At 62.3% G+C, this 13,860-nt stretch carries 16 protein-coding genes; 3 read left to right on the forward strand and 13 right to left on the reverse strand.

The annotated features are described in order from the left end of the window. Nucleotides 1-32: 32 nt before the first annotated feature. Nucleotides 33-539 carry an N-acetyltransferase gene (locus QP609_RS12910; protein WP_197621813.1) on the reverse strand — a complete coding sequence of 169 codons (507 nt, stop codon included), beginning with the start codon at nucleotides 537-539 and terminating at the stop codon, nucleotides 33-35. Between the two features lie 260 nt (nucleotides 540-799). Between QP609_RS12910 and QP609_RS12915 the strand changes: the two genes are divergently transcribed. Genes QP609_RS12915 through QP609_RS12925 form a run of 3 tightly spaced genes read left to right on the forward strand, consistent with a single transcriptional unit; the run spans nucleotide 800 to nucleotide 3,478 of the window. Next, a complete protein-coding gene (locus tag QP609_RS12915) occupies nucleotides 800-1,456 on the forward strand; it encodes a hypothetical protein (RefSeq protein ID WP_249327307.1) in 657 nt (218 codons plus the stop codon). 43 nt (nucleotides 1,457-1,499) lie between these two features. Continuing rightward, entirely contained in the window at nucleotides 1,500-2,153 is a 654-nt protein-coding gene (locus tag QP609_RS12920) for a hypothetical protein (RefSeq protein WP_014647564.1), read from the forward strand. After that, entirely contained in the window at nucleotides 2,150-3,478 is a 1,329-nt protein-coding gene (locus QP609_RS12925; RefSeq protein WP_069118273.1) for an XVIPCD domain-containing protein, read from the forward strand. The genes QP609_RS12920 and QP609_RS12925 overlap by 4 nt, the downstream gene beginning before the upstream one ends. 54 nt (nucleotides 3,479-3,532) lie before the next feature. Here the strand turns inward: QP609_RS12925 and QP609_RS12930 are convergent, their stop codons facing one another. From QP609_RS12930 to QP609_RS12980, 12 genes are all read right to left on the reverse strand, one after another. Beyond that, nucleotides 3,533-4,381: a hypothetical protein gene (locus QP609_RS12930; protein WP_289213791.1), complete on the reverse strand. Its 849-nt coding sequence runs from the start codon at nucleotides 4,379-4,381 to the stop codon at nucleotides 3,533-3,535. 519 nt (nucleotides 4,382-4,900) lie between these two features. Then, nucleotides 4,901-5,908 carry an XVIPCD domain-containing protein gene (locus QP609_RS12935; RefSeq protein ID WP_014647567.1) on the reverse strand — a complete coding sequence of 336 codons (1,008 nt, stop codon included), beginning with the start codon at nucleotides 5,906-5,908 and terminating at the stop codon, nucleotides 4,901-4,903. Between the two features lie 57 nt (nucleotides 5,909-5,965). Further along, the gene (locus tag QP609_RS12940; RefSeq protein ID WP_014647568.1) at nucleotides 5,966-6,502 is read right to left on the reverse strand and encodes a hypothetical protein; all 537 of its coding nucleotides are present in this window, start codon (nucleotides 6,500-6,502) and stop codon (nucleotides 5,966-5,968) included. A 490-nt stretch (nucleotides 6,503-6,992) separates the two neighbouring features. Continuing rightward, nucleotides 6,993-7,991 (reverse strand): hypothetical protein, encoded by a 999-nt coding sequence (locus QP609_RS20895; RefSeq protein ID WP_310760800.1) that lies wholly within the window; start codon nucleotides 7,989-7,991, stop codon nucleotides 6,993-6,995. Next, the gene (locus tag QP609_RS20900) at nucleotides 7,988-8,146 is read right to left on the reverse strand and encodes a hypothetical protein (RefSeq protein WP_345783021.1); all 159 of its coding nucleotides are present in this window, start codon (nucleotides 8,144-8,146) and stop codon (nucleotides 7,988-7,990) included. Before QP609_RS20900 ends, QP609_RS20895 begins: the two co-directional genes overlap by 4 nt. A gap of 278 nt (nucleotides 8,147-8,424) precedes the next feature. Then, nucleotides 8,425-8,958, reverse strand: a complete 534-nt coding sequence (locus QP609_RS12950; RefSeq protein WP_310760805.1) for a DUF4189 domain-containing protein — start codon at nucleotides 8,956-8,958, stop codon at nucleotides 8,425-8,427. 9 nt (nucleotides 8,959-8,967) lie between these two features. Next, entirely contained in the window at nucleotides 8,968-10,047 is a 1,080-nt protein-coding gene (locus QP609_RS12955) for a type IV secretion system protein (RefSeq protein ID WP_289214017.1), read from the reverse strand. A 111-nt stretch (nucleotides 10,048-10,158) separates the two neighbouring features. Further along, the gene (locus QP609_RS20905; RefSeq protein WP_310760807.1) at nucleotides 10,159-10,701 is read right to left on the reverse strand and encodes a DUF4189 domain-containing protein; all 543 of its coding nucleotides are present in this window, start codon (nucleotides 10,699-10,701) and stop codon (nucleotides 10,159-10,161) included. A 45-nt stretch (nucleotides 10,702-10,746) separates the two neighbouring features. Further along, nucleotides 10,747-11,280 (reverse strand): hypothetical protein, encoded by a 534-nt coding sequence (locus tag QP609_RS12965; RefSeq protein WP_289213792.1) that lies wholly within the window; start codon nucleotides 11,278-11,280, stop codon nucleotides 10,747-10,749. Further along, a complete protein-coding gene (locus QP609_RS12970) occupies nucleotides 11,234-11,758 on the reverse strand; it encodes a DUF4189 domain-containing protein (protein WP_080342795.1) in 525 nt (174 codons plus the stop codon). The genes QP609_RS12965 and QP609_RS12970 overlap by 47 nt, the downstream gene beginning before the upstream one ends. Before the next feature lie 39 nt (nucleotides 11,759-11,797). Further along, nucleotides 11,798-12,949, reverse strand: coding sequence for a type IV secretion system protein (locus QP609_RS12975; RefSeq protein WP_230548534.1), 1,152 nt, complete (start codon nucleotides 12,947-12,949; stop codon nucleotides 11,798-11,800). A gap of 83 nt (nucleotides 12,950-13,032) precedes the next feature. Further along, nucleotides 13,033-13,848, reverse strand: coding sequence for a hypothetical protein (locus QP609_RS12980; RefSeq protein ID WP_053495377.1), 816 nt, complete (start codon nucleotides 13,846-13,848; stop codon nucleotides 13,033-13,035). Nucleotides 13,849-13,860 lie beyond the last annotated feature (12 nt).

A 13,860-nucleotide genomic window follows, 5' to 3' on the forward strand; every position in this document is an offset into this window, starting at 1 on the left:
ATTCGACGGATGTTCGAGGCCCGCCCCGATCATCAGGCCGTGGCCTCGAATGCCGGCGAGTACTGCACCTCTCCCTGCGCCATCGGTGGCCGCAGGCACAGCGCCTGGAAGTACTCTGGCGGCACACCCGGCAGCACCAGGCCCGGCTCGGCGCGGAATCCGAATCGACCGTAATAGGCGGGCTCCCCCAGCAATACACAGCCCTGCGCGTTCTGCTCACGCAACGCGCCGAGCGCCGCGTGCATCAGCGCCGCACCGATGCCCTGCCCCTGCCAGTCCGGCAGCACCGAGATTGGCCCGAGGCCGAACCAGCCGGTGCTGCCATCGCTGATCGTCACCGGCGACAAGGCAACATGTCCGACGACCTCCCCGTCCTTCTCGGCGACCAGCGAAAGACTCAGCGCTCCACGCGAACGCAGTGCATCCACAATGAAATGCTCGGTGTGGCTGCTGTGCGGGGCTTCGCGGAAGGCCGCCTCGGTGAGTGCGTGGATGACCGCGTGGTCTTCGCGGGTTTCAGGGCGGATCGTGCAGTTCAAGGACAACACCTTTGATGAAGTGATGGACATGTGAATGATCGATTCCGGTCACGGATTCAGCTGCGAACCTGCGTCCGGCGTCAGAGCCAACGCGACGATCGGATGCCCTGTGCGGCAAGCGATCTGCCGGCGGCGCGCCCCGGGAGCGTCAAAAATCCGTCTCCAAGGGGTGGCACAGGGCTCCCGGCACGTTCCATAATCGAGAAACCTGCCACCCAGGAAGGATAGATGGACATGGACGCACGATGCAGGATCGGGCCATGGGTGTAGCGCACCTCGCACACAGGGGACGGCCGCTGCTGGCAGTGCTCGCCCTCGTCCTGCTGGCGGCATGCTCGCCCTACGCCGATGCCGAGCGCGACGTCGCCGCGGGTGGACGCGGCCTGGCCAAACTCAACCCGGCGCCGAAGCAGGCCTATGAGCTGGTGCTGACACTGAAGGGCGCGCCAGGCCCGTTCGCGGTTGTTGAGGGCGTGGCCCAGTATGACGCCATCAACTACGCAGACTGTGGACGGATCGTACCTGCAACAGGCACTGCAGGCCGCATCACCAGCCAGGAGCCCATCACCCTGCACAAGGTCAGCGAGAACGAGTACCGCGGTACGTTTTACCTGGACCGTATGCTGGATGAGGACTACTACGGGCGTGGCGTCTGCCATTGGACGCTGACGGGTGTCGGTGCGATGTTGCGCGCCACGACCAGCAAGGCGGATACGCGATTCCTGACGTTCATCGACAAGAAGCGCATGGAGTACGACTCGCCTCTGACGCTTTATTACCCGAACCTTGTCTATCCGCGCGCCGACACTGTCGCCAACTTTGGCGCCAGTGGCGAGGAAGCTCCGTCGGGGTACAGCGAAGAGCTGCGCAATGCGCTGTTCTCAACCACCACCACTGTGCAGAAGCTCGCGCCATGAGCTGTCAGTGCCACATTTCCCCCTACACACCAGGAGGCCGACATTGCGCCACAAGATGATTCCGTGCCTTGCTCTGCTTCTGTTGACCGCCTGCCATCCGGAGACCGCCATGAACCAGGAACGTGCCGCTGCTGAAGCCGATGTCGCCCAGGGTGGGCGCGGCCTCGCCAAGCTCAACCCCAGCCCGCGCAAGGCCTATGAACTGGTGCTGCGCCTGAAGGACGCCCCGGGCGATTTCGCGGTGGTCGAAGGTGTCGCGCAGTACGACGTCACCAACGAAGACCAGTGTGGCTATATCGAGCCGGCCACCGGCACGGCTGCACGGATTACCAGCCAGGAACCGGTGGAACTGCGCAAGGTCGCTGATGGCGAGTACCGGGGCACTGTATACATCGACCGCATGCTGGATGAGGATTACTACGGTCGCGGTGTCTGCAAGTGGGAGTTCACCGGTGCAGGCGCGATGCTGAAGGCGACGGGGGCCGAGGGCGAGACGCGTTTCCTTTCATTTATTGAAGCAGCGCCATTCGTGAAAGGCGAGACCGAGACTCGCCACTATCCTCGTTCGGACTATCCGCGCGTGAACGAGATTCCTGACTACGGCGCAAGCGGCCAAGAAGACCCCACCAAGTTCCGCCCTGAGCTGCAGAATTCGCTGTTCTCGGCTTCACTTGAAGCCAATGAGGTCCGCCAATGAGCCTCAGCAGCCAAGACTATGCGGGTATTTCCGACGACGTGTACAAGGACCGTGCGGTCGGTCGACGCGCTCCCGGCAAGGAAGAGCTCGTAGCGATCAACGGGCATGAGTACAAGATCCTCGAGCACGTTGATAATCGATTGAACGGTTATCAGGGAACGATCTACCAGCGAGTCGACACCAATGAAATTGTCGTCGCACATCGCGGCACCGAACAGATCGCCCGCGATGCGATCCTGACCGATGGTGGCATGGTTGTCGCCCGCACCAACGTCCAGGCACCGGACGCCATCGCGCTGACCCAACGCGCCCTGGCCTACGCCAAGAAGGAGGGGCAGGATCTCGGACAGCGCCCACCCGAAGTCACCGTCACCGGCCACTCTCTCGGTGGCGCGCTGGCCCAGATCACCTCGCACCATTTCAATGTCAAGGGCGAGACCTTCAACGCCTATGGCGCGGTCAGCCTCAGCTACCGCATCCCGGAAGGCGGCAACACCATGATCAACCATGTCATGGCCTCCGATCCGGTCAGCGCGGCGTCGCCGCACTTCGGCCAGGTGCGCATCTACGCCCGGCCAAATGAAATCAGCACGCTTGCCGCGAACGGCTTCAGCAATCACTCGTTGCGCGCCCTGATCCCCGACCGGCCGATCATCGCCGCAGGCAGCTCGTTCGGTGCGCACAAGCTGGGCAACTTCCTCGGTGACGGCTCGGTGCTGCAACACCCGGAAACGCAGAAGCTGGCAAAAGACAACGCCAGGATGATCGAGGAGTACCGCGACGACGTTGAATCACTGCGCCGTGGTGTCACCCGCGCGGCGCGCGGCATTCCGGGCGGCGCCGTCGATCTGTACGACCATATCCGCGGCCCGCTGCAGCCCGGTGAGCCGGCACGCCGCGAAGCGGAGAAGAACGGCCATCACACCAGCATGCTGCGCATGGACGACGCCAACCATGTGGGCAACCCACTGTTCAACGACGCGATCCGTGGCGTGCACGCGCAGGACGTCCGCGTCGGCCGGGTACCGGACGTAATGAGCACGCAACTGGCCGGCAGCCTGGCCGCCGAAATGCATGCGGCGGGCGGCAAGCGCATCGACGAGGTGGTCATGAATGCCGATGCCTCGCGCAGCTTCGCCGTGCAGGGCCAGGGCGGTGACCCGGCCCACCTTCGCGTGTCAGTGGATACGGCGGTGGCGATGAACACACCGCTGGAACAGAGCAGCCAGCGCATCGACCAGCAGGCCGCAGGTCAGCGCCTTGCACTGGAGCGCGACCAGCAGCTGGAACAGCAGCAGAATCAGACCCGCAGCCTGCAGGCCTGATGGACAGCACGGGAGCCGGTAATTCCGGCTCCCGTTGTACATCGGCACTCTGGTTCAGGGGCTGGGGGCCGCCACCGGCAGCAGTGATGCTCCGGCCGTCACGAACAGATCCGGCCCGGAATCCGGGAATCCACCACAGGCGCGATCGCCAGGTGCTACCGGATCACAGGGCCACTGCGCCCGCGCAACCTTCTCGCGCAGCTCGAAGCGATCACCGGTCCAGACCACGAACGCGATGTGCTCACGGTTCCAGTCACCGTAGGCGCGCGGACCACCCTTCTGCGCCGACTCCGGATACTGCACGAACCAGCGCATGGCCGGGCCGTACTGCAACTTGCTATGGTCCAGGCTGATCCGTCCCTCACGCGACAGCTGCCGCGCACGATCCGCTTCCGTCTGCTGCGGCATGACAGGCATGGCATCGGCGGTCACATCCCTCGGCGCCGCGTCCCCGCGGACCTGGTACACACGCTGGCCCACATAGGCCTCGCGGCAATCACCCGCTGGCACGCGGACCGGCTCCGCGCCGTACTCATCACGGTTGGCGACCTGGTCGCTGCAGGTGAACGGCGCCGACACCAGGTAGAACGTGCTGTCGGCGTCGCGCCCTTCCAACGAGCGCACCCAGATGTCGCCCATCCGCACGATGAAGTCCGGGCGCTGGCCGTAGCCCGGCACCGCCTTGAACCAGGCCTTCTGCCGCACCTCACGCTCGCGCCAGCTGCGCGGCAGGTGGATGTCCTGCTCGGGCAGCGCGACCAGCATCGCAGCCAGATGCGCCGGCATGGTGCCCTGGCAGGCGCCGATCAGCAGGTCGCCCTGGCTCGCCAGCCGCCCGGCCAGATCCACCGGGCAGCGGGCACCGAGCGCACGCTCGGTCGCCTGCTCGGGCGGCAACGGCACGATGGCCAATGCAGGCGGTGCCGGCGCTACCGCCGGGACCGCTGACTCGACGACTGTAGGCGGTGCAGCCACAGGCGCCGCCGCTGCGGGCGGAACGGGCGCAGGCGCCGGGTCCGCAGCCGGCGCCGGCTGCGTGTCCACCACCGGTGTCGCAGGGGGTGTCGCGGCAGCCGGTACTTCGGGAGCCGGCGCCGCGACAACGGCGTCGGCCGCCGCGGGCGCTGCAACGGGCGCTGCCCCTGCAGGCGCCTCAACGGTAGCCTCGGCAGCGGGGCGCGTCTCCACGACGGGCGCCGCTGCCTCCTGAGCTTGTGCCGACGCTGCGGCAAGTCCAAGTGACAGCAGCCAGAGCGGCGGCAGGCGACGCACGGGTGCATTGCAGCGGGCAGCGGCGTGGCGGGCATTCGGGGGAACGATTCGCATGTGGTGTCCTTACGGGTGGGTTTCCATGTCGGCGCCACAGGGCGCCACGCGTCGTACATGAAGCGCCAGCGGGCACCCTGCCCGCCGGCATCGGTGTTACAGGGATCGAGAACGCTGCTCCTGCTCGCGGGCGAGCGCGGCCGCCGGGTCCTGCTGGGCGACATTGGCAGCCAATTGCTGGCTGCTCTGCGCCAGCGGCTGCTGCGCCGCCTGTTCGCGATCGACCGATGCGCGCAGCATGGCCGGATCGCCCAGCGCGCCCTGCACGGCAAACAGCGTGCGACCGTCATTGCCGGCCAACAGGTGGTCGATACGCGACATTCCGGCCTTCTGCGCGCTCAGCGCCAGTGCGCCGGCGGCATTGTCCAGTTCCTGCGCGCTGCGCATTCCGCTTTGCGGCCCCATCTGCTGCAGGTGCTGGCGCGCTCCCGAGAACAGCGTGTATCCCGGCTCGCCCGGTTGCGACATGTCGCGTCCCGTTGTGGGCTGGGCAGGCGCCCCCACTTCGCCACGCTCCAAGCGCGCCATCACATCGGGGGTCAGCTTCTGCTGCCACACGTCAAAACGCTGCTGGCGGGCTTCGATGCCGTTGAGCGCGCCATTCAGGGCACGCGTCGCTTCGCGCACGTCCTCGCGCGCCGCTTCCGGCACCCGCGTCTGCCACTGCCACACGGCAATACGGCCTGCGTGCTCGGGTTGCGCGGCCAGCTCCGGCTGATTCACCAGGTCCAGGTCCAGCGCCTTGCCGGCACGCTCGTAATTCTCCTTGCCGACCAGCGGCAGATAGCCACGGCCGTGATACTTCAGTGCATCACCGGGCGCGTCATTGCCCATGCGCCCGCCATACATCAGTTCGGCCAGGTTCTCCGGCCGCCCACGCAGCGCCTCCTGGCGGGCGTTCTCAAGCGCGCCATTGCCATTGCGCCACGCTGCTTCCACCGGGATCTGCGAGATGCCCCGGGTGAAGTTGAAACTCTCGTTGAGACGGCTCAAGCCACGGGATTCATGCCCGGCCTGCGCCATGAAGTTGGCCAGTTCCCGGGACGAAGTCATGCCGGCCTCCGTGGCCTGCCGCAACAGCAACGACTCCCTATCCTGCGACACGGTGAAACTCCTGCTCGATCATCGTTGGATACTCCCGCCTCCTCACAGGCATGGCACTCAAGGCAAGCTGACGTCGGCGACGACGGACGGATCGAAATCCTCGAACCGCACCCGGCCAAGCTCGGCCGCGGAGAAATCGCGCGTGTGGGTTGCTTCGGTTTCGGTGTCCACCACCTTGCGCTGCACGCCATGCACCCAGCACGCCTGCTCGGCAGGTGCATACCGGAAGGTGTAGATGCTGCTCCAGCGTTCGCGGCTCCCGCCGTTGGTGATCACGCTGAACGCGCCGTCTTCAATCGTCACGTAGGCGAAGGGATCACCGGCAATGCCACCGCGCGTTGAGCACGGCACCAGCTTGTCGTTGCGTGCCGCCAGCTGCCAGCGGCCCGTGGCATCGCCCAGCAGCAACAACAGGACCCGGTTCGGTCCGTGCTCGCCGGGCAGCAAGCCCTCCGGAGGAGGTTGGTCGATCACCAGGAGCTGGTCCTGGAAACCATTACCGGTCAGATCGCCGCGTACGGCTTCCAGCAGGTTCGCGCCGGACGGAACGAACGCCAGGGCATTGTCCATGTGCGTGCCACTCCCCTTCTCCATCCCCTGCAACTCCTTCAATCCCGTCTTGCCAGTTCCCGAGCGGAGGCCGGAAACGGGGCGATGCCTCGCACGTGCCCTGCGGTCGCCATGGCGGATGATAGCCCCGAGCCCACGGCAACCGCGATGGTGGCAAGCGTCACCCGCACCGCGGGGGGACACAGTCCTCATGGACGGAAAAGCTCCTGTGTTCGATGGCACCGGCGCGTCGGGATTTTGACGCGCACGCAGCTTACTTCGAGGAGGCAGCGCTCGTCGAAGGGTGCTTGGGATGAAAAGCGCACTTGATCACAGAAACAGCGCGGTTAACGTGAATGGTGGCTTATCCGACAATCAGACACGCGGTGGATGGCACCGCAGGTATGGCTCGCATTCCCACATACGGTCTGGTCCGGCCGGGGCGATGTTGCACGGAAAGCCTACGCCGCTTAAGTCGACGGGTGCGGGACCCAGCACAAGCCATGCTTCCTCGCGTCGTGGCCAGCAATCGCGCTCAGCGCAACTGCTGGGCGCATGCGGCCCCCTGTGTGGCGTAGTCGCGGACGTAGCCGTCCGTCGTCAGCACCGTGATATCGCATCGATTGTTTACGTCACTGACGACATGCCCATAAGCATTCAATCCCTGCACACGCTCGCCACGATGCAGGTACAACGTGCGCGAACCATCGGCCCCGTTCTCCACACGATCCGGTGGGCCCCACGTCCGCACGAATTCCTGCTCTGTCTTGCCGATCCACAGGTCCATGAGATTGTTACGACCCACCCGGTTGGCTGCGCGCCGCGACTCATCCAGAGCTTTGCTGGTTTCACTCTGGCCGCGCGCCACAGCCGCTTCCAGGCCACGCACAGTACGATCCATTTCAGCGTCGCTCGGCAGATAGGTGAATGCTGGACGTTTGCTGTCCTTCCACAGGCTGGCCCAGATGAAATCCACAGGCGATTGCCCGACGTCACCGATGGAAAGGAAGCCACGCTTCATCATTTCCGCTGGTACCTTGGCCTTGGGATCAGGCCCAACTAGACAGGCAAACCGCACCAGTTGCACCTGCCAGGGAGCAATCGCCTCGGCTCGCGGTTCGAATTTTTCCGGTGGGACGTTCTCCATTGGCCGATCGCGCCACTGGATCAGACTCGTCCTGATGGCCACGCTGTTCTGTGAACAGTTCACCCAGTACTTTCTGACCAGTCGATTCGGTTTGGTCGCGTTCTCGTAGACGGAATTGACCTGGATTTCGTACACCGGCTCCGGACCCGCAACTGGGTCACCGGGCTTCGCCGGCTTCCTGCGGCGCAACTGCTTCAGGTACGCGTTCTGCTCTGCCGCATTTGTCGTCTGCGCAGGTGTATAGCTGCCCGGCGGCTGCCCATTCGGACCAGGCGCCGCCGCAGGGCTGCCACCTATCTGCGAATATGCCACGAAGCCACCCAGCATGCCCTGGAAGAACATGGCCGCCATTGGGGGCGCTGTCAGAATCAAGGTCGTCAGGATCAATCCATGCCGCCCTGCTGCATGGCCTGACTGGTCATACCGTCACTGGACGCGCCCATGAGCGGGGACTTGTTCACAAGCGCCGTCATCCAGAACGAGGCAGACACGCGGATCACCATGTCCAGCGCGATCGAGACCATCGCCGCCAGCACCGCCATGGAGAACATGGTTCCAATGCCGTAGAACAGCCATCGTGGGAACAGCTGCTTGGTTCGTTGAACAGCAGCGACATTGAACTCACAGTCACTGCTGGGCCTCCCGTGCCGGGGGCGATTAATCGAATGACCCGAGCCTTGTCCTGCTGAAGTCGGGAATCACTCAGATGATTCATGCAGTCGACGTTTGACGTAGCCCCGTGTATCGACGACAGGCGCTCTTCGATCTGCAAATCCCGGCTACTTGTCGTTTCCGACCATAGCAGCAGCCGAAACCTAAATCAGAATTTCTCAAACTCTGGCTCGGTGCACCCGGAATAAATGACCTTGCAACCGTTACTTCCCTGTCTCACGCAAGCATCCACAGCCATCTTGCTCGCAGCATCGACAGAAGCCGCACGCGCAAACGTAGAGCCACCAAACCTTGCGTCACTGGGTGATACGAATGCAGCGCATTGATTATTGAACGCCAACACAACCTTGCAATCCGTTGCCCCACGCTGTCCACAATTGGCAAGCGATTCAGAAGCTGCGTCTCGCTTCTTTCGTTTACCAAGAGCTACTCCTACGTCCCCGCCCTTGGCCAAAGCGATGGCGCCCCAAGTTTTGATCCAGCGCCCCGTTGCAACTGGCGCCGCCGATACCGTTCCAGTGTTACCTCCCGGAATGGGGGCGCAGCCACCCACTCCCTGACCACCAATTGGATACTGACCGGGAGGACATCTTCCTTCCGCACTGGCCGTCTGTGGCAGGCTGGCAATGACTCCCATACCCAGAAGGAGTACTGCAACTGAATAGACACGAATTGACTTCATTTCCGGCTCCTAATGTGAAGCTAAGCCTTTACGGCCAGTATCAGAATTTCCTGACCCGACTGTGGAGTTACTGCCCGTGACTACGACATTACTCCCAGCTGAAGTCGAACCGCCCGATTGACTGCCACCGCTCGTCGAAGGCTTATCCGGCGTGTAGTAACTACCCGGCGGCTGTCCATTAGGTCCCGGCGCAGCAGCAACCGGGCTGCCACCTATCTGCGAATATGCCATGAAGCTACCCAGCGTGCCCTGGAAGAACATCGCTGCCATTGGGGGCGCAGTCAGAATCAAGGTCGTCAGGATCAATCCCATGCCGCCCTGCTGCATCGCCTGGCTGGTCATGCCGTCGCTGGAGGCGCCTTCGAGCAGGAACTTGTTGACCAGGGCGGTGGACCAGAACGCGGTCGAGACACGGATCACCATGTCCAGCGCGATCGATACCATCGCTGCCAGTACCGCCATCGAGAACATCGTGCCGATGCCGTAGAACAGCCATCGCTGGAACAGCTGCTTGGTCTGGTCGAACAGCAGACACAGAATGAACAAGGGACCCAGGCCGATGAACAGCGCCAGCGCGACCTCGTAGAGCAGCAACATCGCACCAGCGGTGACGGCCGGACCGCCCGTGCCCATGCCGATGAACCAAAGCGCCCGCGTCTTGTCCGCCTGCAACCCTGGATCATTCAGAATCTTGATGCCATCAATGCTCGACAGTGCCACCTGCATCCACGCCAGGCTCTTGTCGATCTGGTCTTCCGGCTGCTGGTCCTTGCCGGTCACCACGTGGGTGATCAGGCCTTTGACGTCCTCGTTGAGGAATTTCTGCAGGTTGCTGCCGAACATCGCCATGCTGCTGGCAACGCTCACAATCAACGCCGCGCGCGCCATGTCGGTCACCAGCACCATCATGGAGTCGCGGCTGCGGCCGGTGACGATCCGGAAGCCCTGAATCAGCACCCACAGGGTCATCAGTATCAGGGCGATGCTATCGACCCACGCCATCATGTCGCCGAGCAATTCGATGCCGAACTCGTCAATCCTCTTGCGCGGATACGACAGGATCGACCGGAAGAACACGAAGTCCCCGATCGATCAGACCCACATGGCGTTTTGAGATAAGCATCCAGCCAACGCACATGCATTGAGCCTGATCACGAACGTGGCGCCGTTGAACAGACTTCAATTGAGTCAACTCAACTTTCAAAATTTTCGAAAAACTGGCTCGGAGCAATCAGCGTAAAAAACGGTGCACTTTTTACCACTCGGATCCACGCACTTTCTCTGCGCTTCTGCAATCGCAATCCTCTTTTTTGGAGCACGGCCAACCGCAGATTGGGCTCCAGGTAAATCAGCAGATGGAACTAACCATGCCACGCATTGGTTTGAGTAGGATACCGTAACCTTGCAATCCCGTGCTCCACCACCAGCGCACCGCCGCATGGCTTCAGAAGCAGCAAGCTCTGCAGATCGCATATCTGAGACCATTCCCACCTCGGAAGTAGCAAGAGAGGTCGCTATCGCTCCCCAAGTGCTGATCCATTCGCCTGTGGGCCGAGGCGGCAAGGGTATCTGGTCACCTGATCCAGCAGCGCCGCCAGGAATTGGAGCGCAGCCGCTCGCGCCCTGCCCCCCAATTGGGTAGAAGCCCGGAGGGCAACTTCCGCCCTCTGCACGACCAAGATTTGGAAGAAAGGCGCCAAGAACACCAAACGATGCCAACACAATGAACGGATACATGCGCATGATATGACGACTCTCCAATTTCTGCGGAAACGCTTCCGCTTTCAGTCAACGAGTGGGCGCATTTCCAAGCACTCCGGGAGTGTGGCTCGGCGCATCATGACTTCGCGCCACCTTCGGCATCGTCAACTGACTGCTCTCTGCGCGCCTCTCGGTACTCGTGGGATCAGTAGGCTTGTAACTACCCGGCGGCTGTCCATTAGGTCCCGGCGCAGCAGCAACCGGGCTGCCACCTATCTGCGAATATGCCATGAAGCTACCCAGCGCGCCCTGGAAGAACATCGATGCCATGGGGGGCGCAGTCAGAATCAAGGTCGTCAGCATCAATCCCATGCCGCCCTGCTGCATCGCCTGGCTGGTCATGCCGTCGCTGGAGGCGCCGTCGAGCAGGAATTTGTTGACTGACGCAGTCGACCAGAGCGCTGCCGAGACGCCATGTACAGCGCGATTGAGATCATCGCTGCCAGTCAGGAAGAAGTTCGCCATTATGGGCGCTGCAGCCAGCGCCACCATCGGGATGTCAACTATCGATGCGTCAAAACGCTTCGAATTTTGGCTCTGTGCAGGCTGAGTAAACAACATCACAGCCACGTCCGCCGCGGGAATCGCACAATTTAGTAGCTACGCCTTTGGCAAGCTCTTCCGTAGCTGCACTGCCAAAGCTAGTCCCAGGGGTTCCAGAGCTAGGAACAGCCGCCGCAGCGCACTGATTCTTGTAGGTAAACGAAACTCGGCAATCACGCGCCCCTGAGCTAGCACATTCAGAAACTGCATTCTTCGCGGCGTCTGATTTCTTAACCTCACCAGTGACTGTTCCCGAGGCGCCGGTAGAAGAAGTTGCAATCGCTCCCCATGTCTTTATCCAACGGCCGGTGGCACGCGGCCCTTCCGCAGCTCCGCCGCCACCAGCAGGGATTGGAGCGCAGCCTGGAGCGCGGCTGTCCCCTATTGGATACTGGCCAGGCGGACATCTGCCCTCCGCGCTCACTTCTCCTGAGAGTGCAAAGGCTACACAGACCAGGACAGGCACCATCAGTGAAATTTTGTATGAAATAGGCATCAGTACCTCTTAATTTGAGACTAAAACTAATACTAAAAATCACTTATTCCTCGCCGCACCAAGGTGATCCGGCGCGAGCCCTGGATTAGGAGATGAGCCTTGCGACGACGAACTCCTTACCATCTGATTCGTTTCAACGGTACTGCTCTGAGCCTCAGTCTTGGCAGGTGCTGCCGGCGTATACGAACCCGGCGGCTGGCCCTGTGGACCCGGCTGGCCCGCTGCCGATCCACCGATCTGGGAGTATGGCGCGAAACCACCCAATGTCCCCTGGAAGAACATGGCCGCCATTGGGGGCGCAGTCAGAATCAAGGTCGTCAGGATCAATCCCATGCCGCCCTGCTGCATCGCCTGGCTGGTCATGCCGTCGCTGGAGGCGCCTTCGAGTAGGAACTTGTTGACCAGGGCGGTGGACCAGAACGCGGTCGAGACACGGATCACCATGTCCAGCGCGATCGATACCATCGCTGCCAGTACCGCCATCGAGAACATCGTGCCGATGCCGTAGAACAGCCATCGCTGGAACAGCTGCTTGGTCTGGTCGAACAGCAGACACAGAATGAACAAAGGACCCAGGCCGATGAACAGCGCCAGCGCGACCTCGTAGAGCAGCAACATCGCACCAGCGGTGACCGCCGGGCCGCCCGTGCCCAGGCCGATGAACCACAGCGCCCGGGTCTTGTCCGCCTGCAACCCTGGATCATTCAGGATCTTGATGCCATCAATGCTCGACAGCGCCACCTGCATCCACGCCAGGCTCTTGTCGATCTGGTCTTCCGGCTGCTGGTCCTTGCCGGTCACCACGTGGGTGATCAGGCCTTTGACGTCCTCGTTGAGGAATTTCTGCAGGTTGCTGCCGAACATCGCCATGCTGGTGGCAACACTCACAATCAACGCCGCGCGCGCCATATTGGTCACCAGCACCATCATGGAGTCGCGACTGCGGCCGGTGACGATCCGGAAGCCCTGGATCAGTACCCACAGCGTCATCAGCACCAGGGCAATGCCACCGACCCAGGACATCATGCGCCCCATCAGGTCGATGCCGTAGTCACTGATCCTGTCGCGCAGGTAATCCATGATCAGCTTGAAGAAGACGAAATCGCCGATCGACTGGACACGCACAGCGTAGCCCAGCAGATCCTGCAATCCGCCTGAGAAATCAAAGTTGGCCAGCCACCTGATCGTCATTTCCACAATCCCTTGGTAATTCCGTTACTGCATGAAATGCCGCATTGCTTTGCAGCGCATGTCTACGTATTAGCGGCCTGCGATCACTTGACGCTGAGCGCGGCCTTCAGTGCGGTGGTCTTGACCATGTCGCTGATCAGCTGCTTGGTCGGGTCCCCCTTCAATGCGGCCTGCGCCACCACCTTCTGGTTGGCCTCCATGACCTCGATATAGGCATCATAGGATTTCATCCGTGCTTCCCAGCTCTGGGCAAGTGCGGCAATGTCATTGGCGGTGCGGAGCGATTCGCTGTCGGCACCCTGCACGGTGCCCTGATCGTTGTTGGTCAGGCGGATCTTGAGGATGCGGGTCAAGGAGTTGTTGATGCGCGGAACGGTCTGGGTCAGGAAATCGATCGCGTCGTTGTACTTGCGGTTCTGCATCATCCGGATGTTGACGCAGATCTGCATCTGCTGCTCCTTCACATCCGCCTGCGGATTGAACACGAACACCTTGAAGGCGGACTCCAGGCTGAAGTCCAGCGCCTTGCCGCAGGTTTCGGCAACCAGATAGTTCGGTGCCACCGGCACCAGCGGCGCGCTGTCGGGCATGCCGAAGCTGTTCACCGCCGCCTGCACCTGGATCAGCGCCTGGCGATACTGCTCCAGCGTGCGGATCCAGCGGGTGTTCTGCTCGACGTACTCGGCCGCGTCCTGCGCTTTGGCCGCGTAGACGGTCGCCTCGGTCTTGTAGGTGTTGATCTGATTGAGCAGGTGCTGGATGAGGCTGGTACCGGTCTCCTGCACGGGAATCCAGGCGCTGACATTGCCGGTGCCGAGCGCCATCACGGCTGCCACGGTCATCGCTGCAAGACGGGGCGCGCGGCGGCGGGGCGAGGAAGCTTGCTTGGTATTGTTCATATCAGTCTCCAT

The organism is Stenotrophomonas sp. 8(2023) (assembly GCF_030345295.1).
GTDB classification, from domain to species: Bacteria; Pseudomonadota; Gammaproteobacteria; order Xanthomonadales; family Xanthomonadaceae; genus Stenotrophomonas; species Stenotrophomonas muris.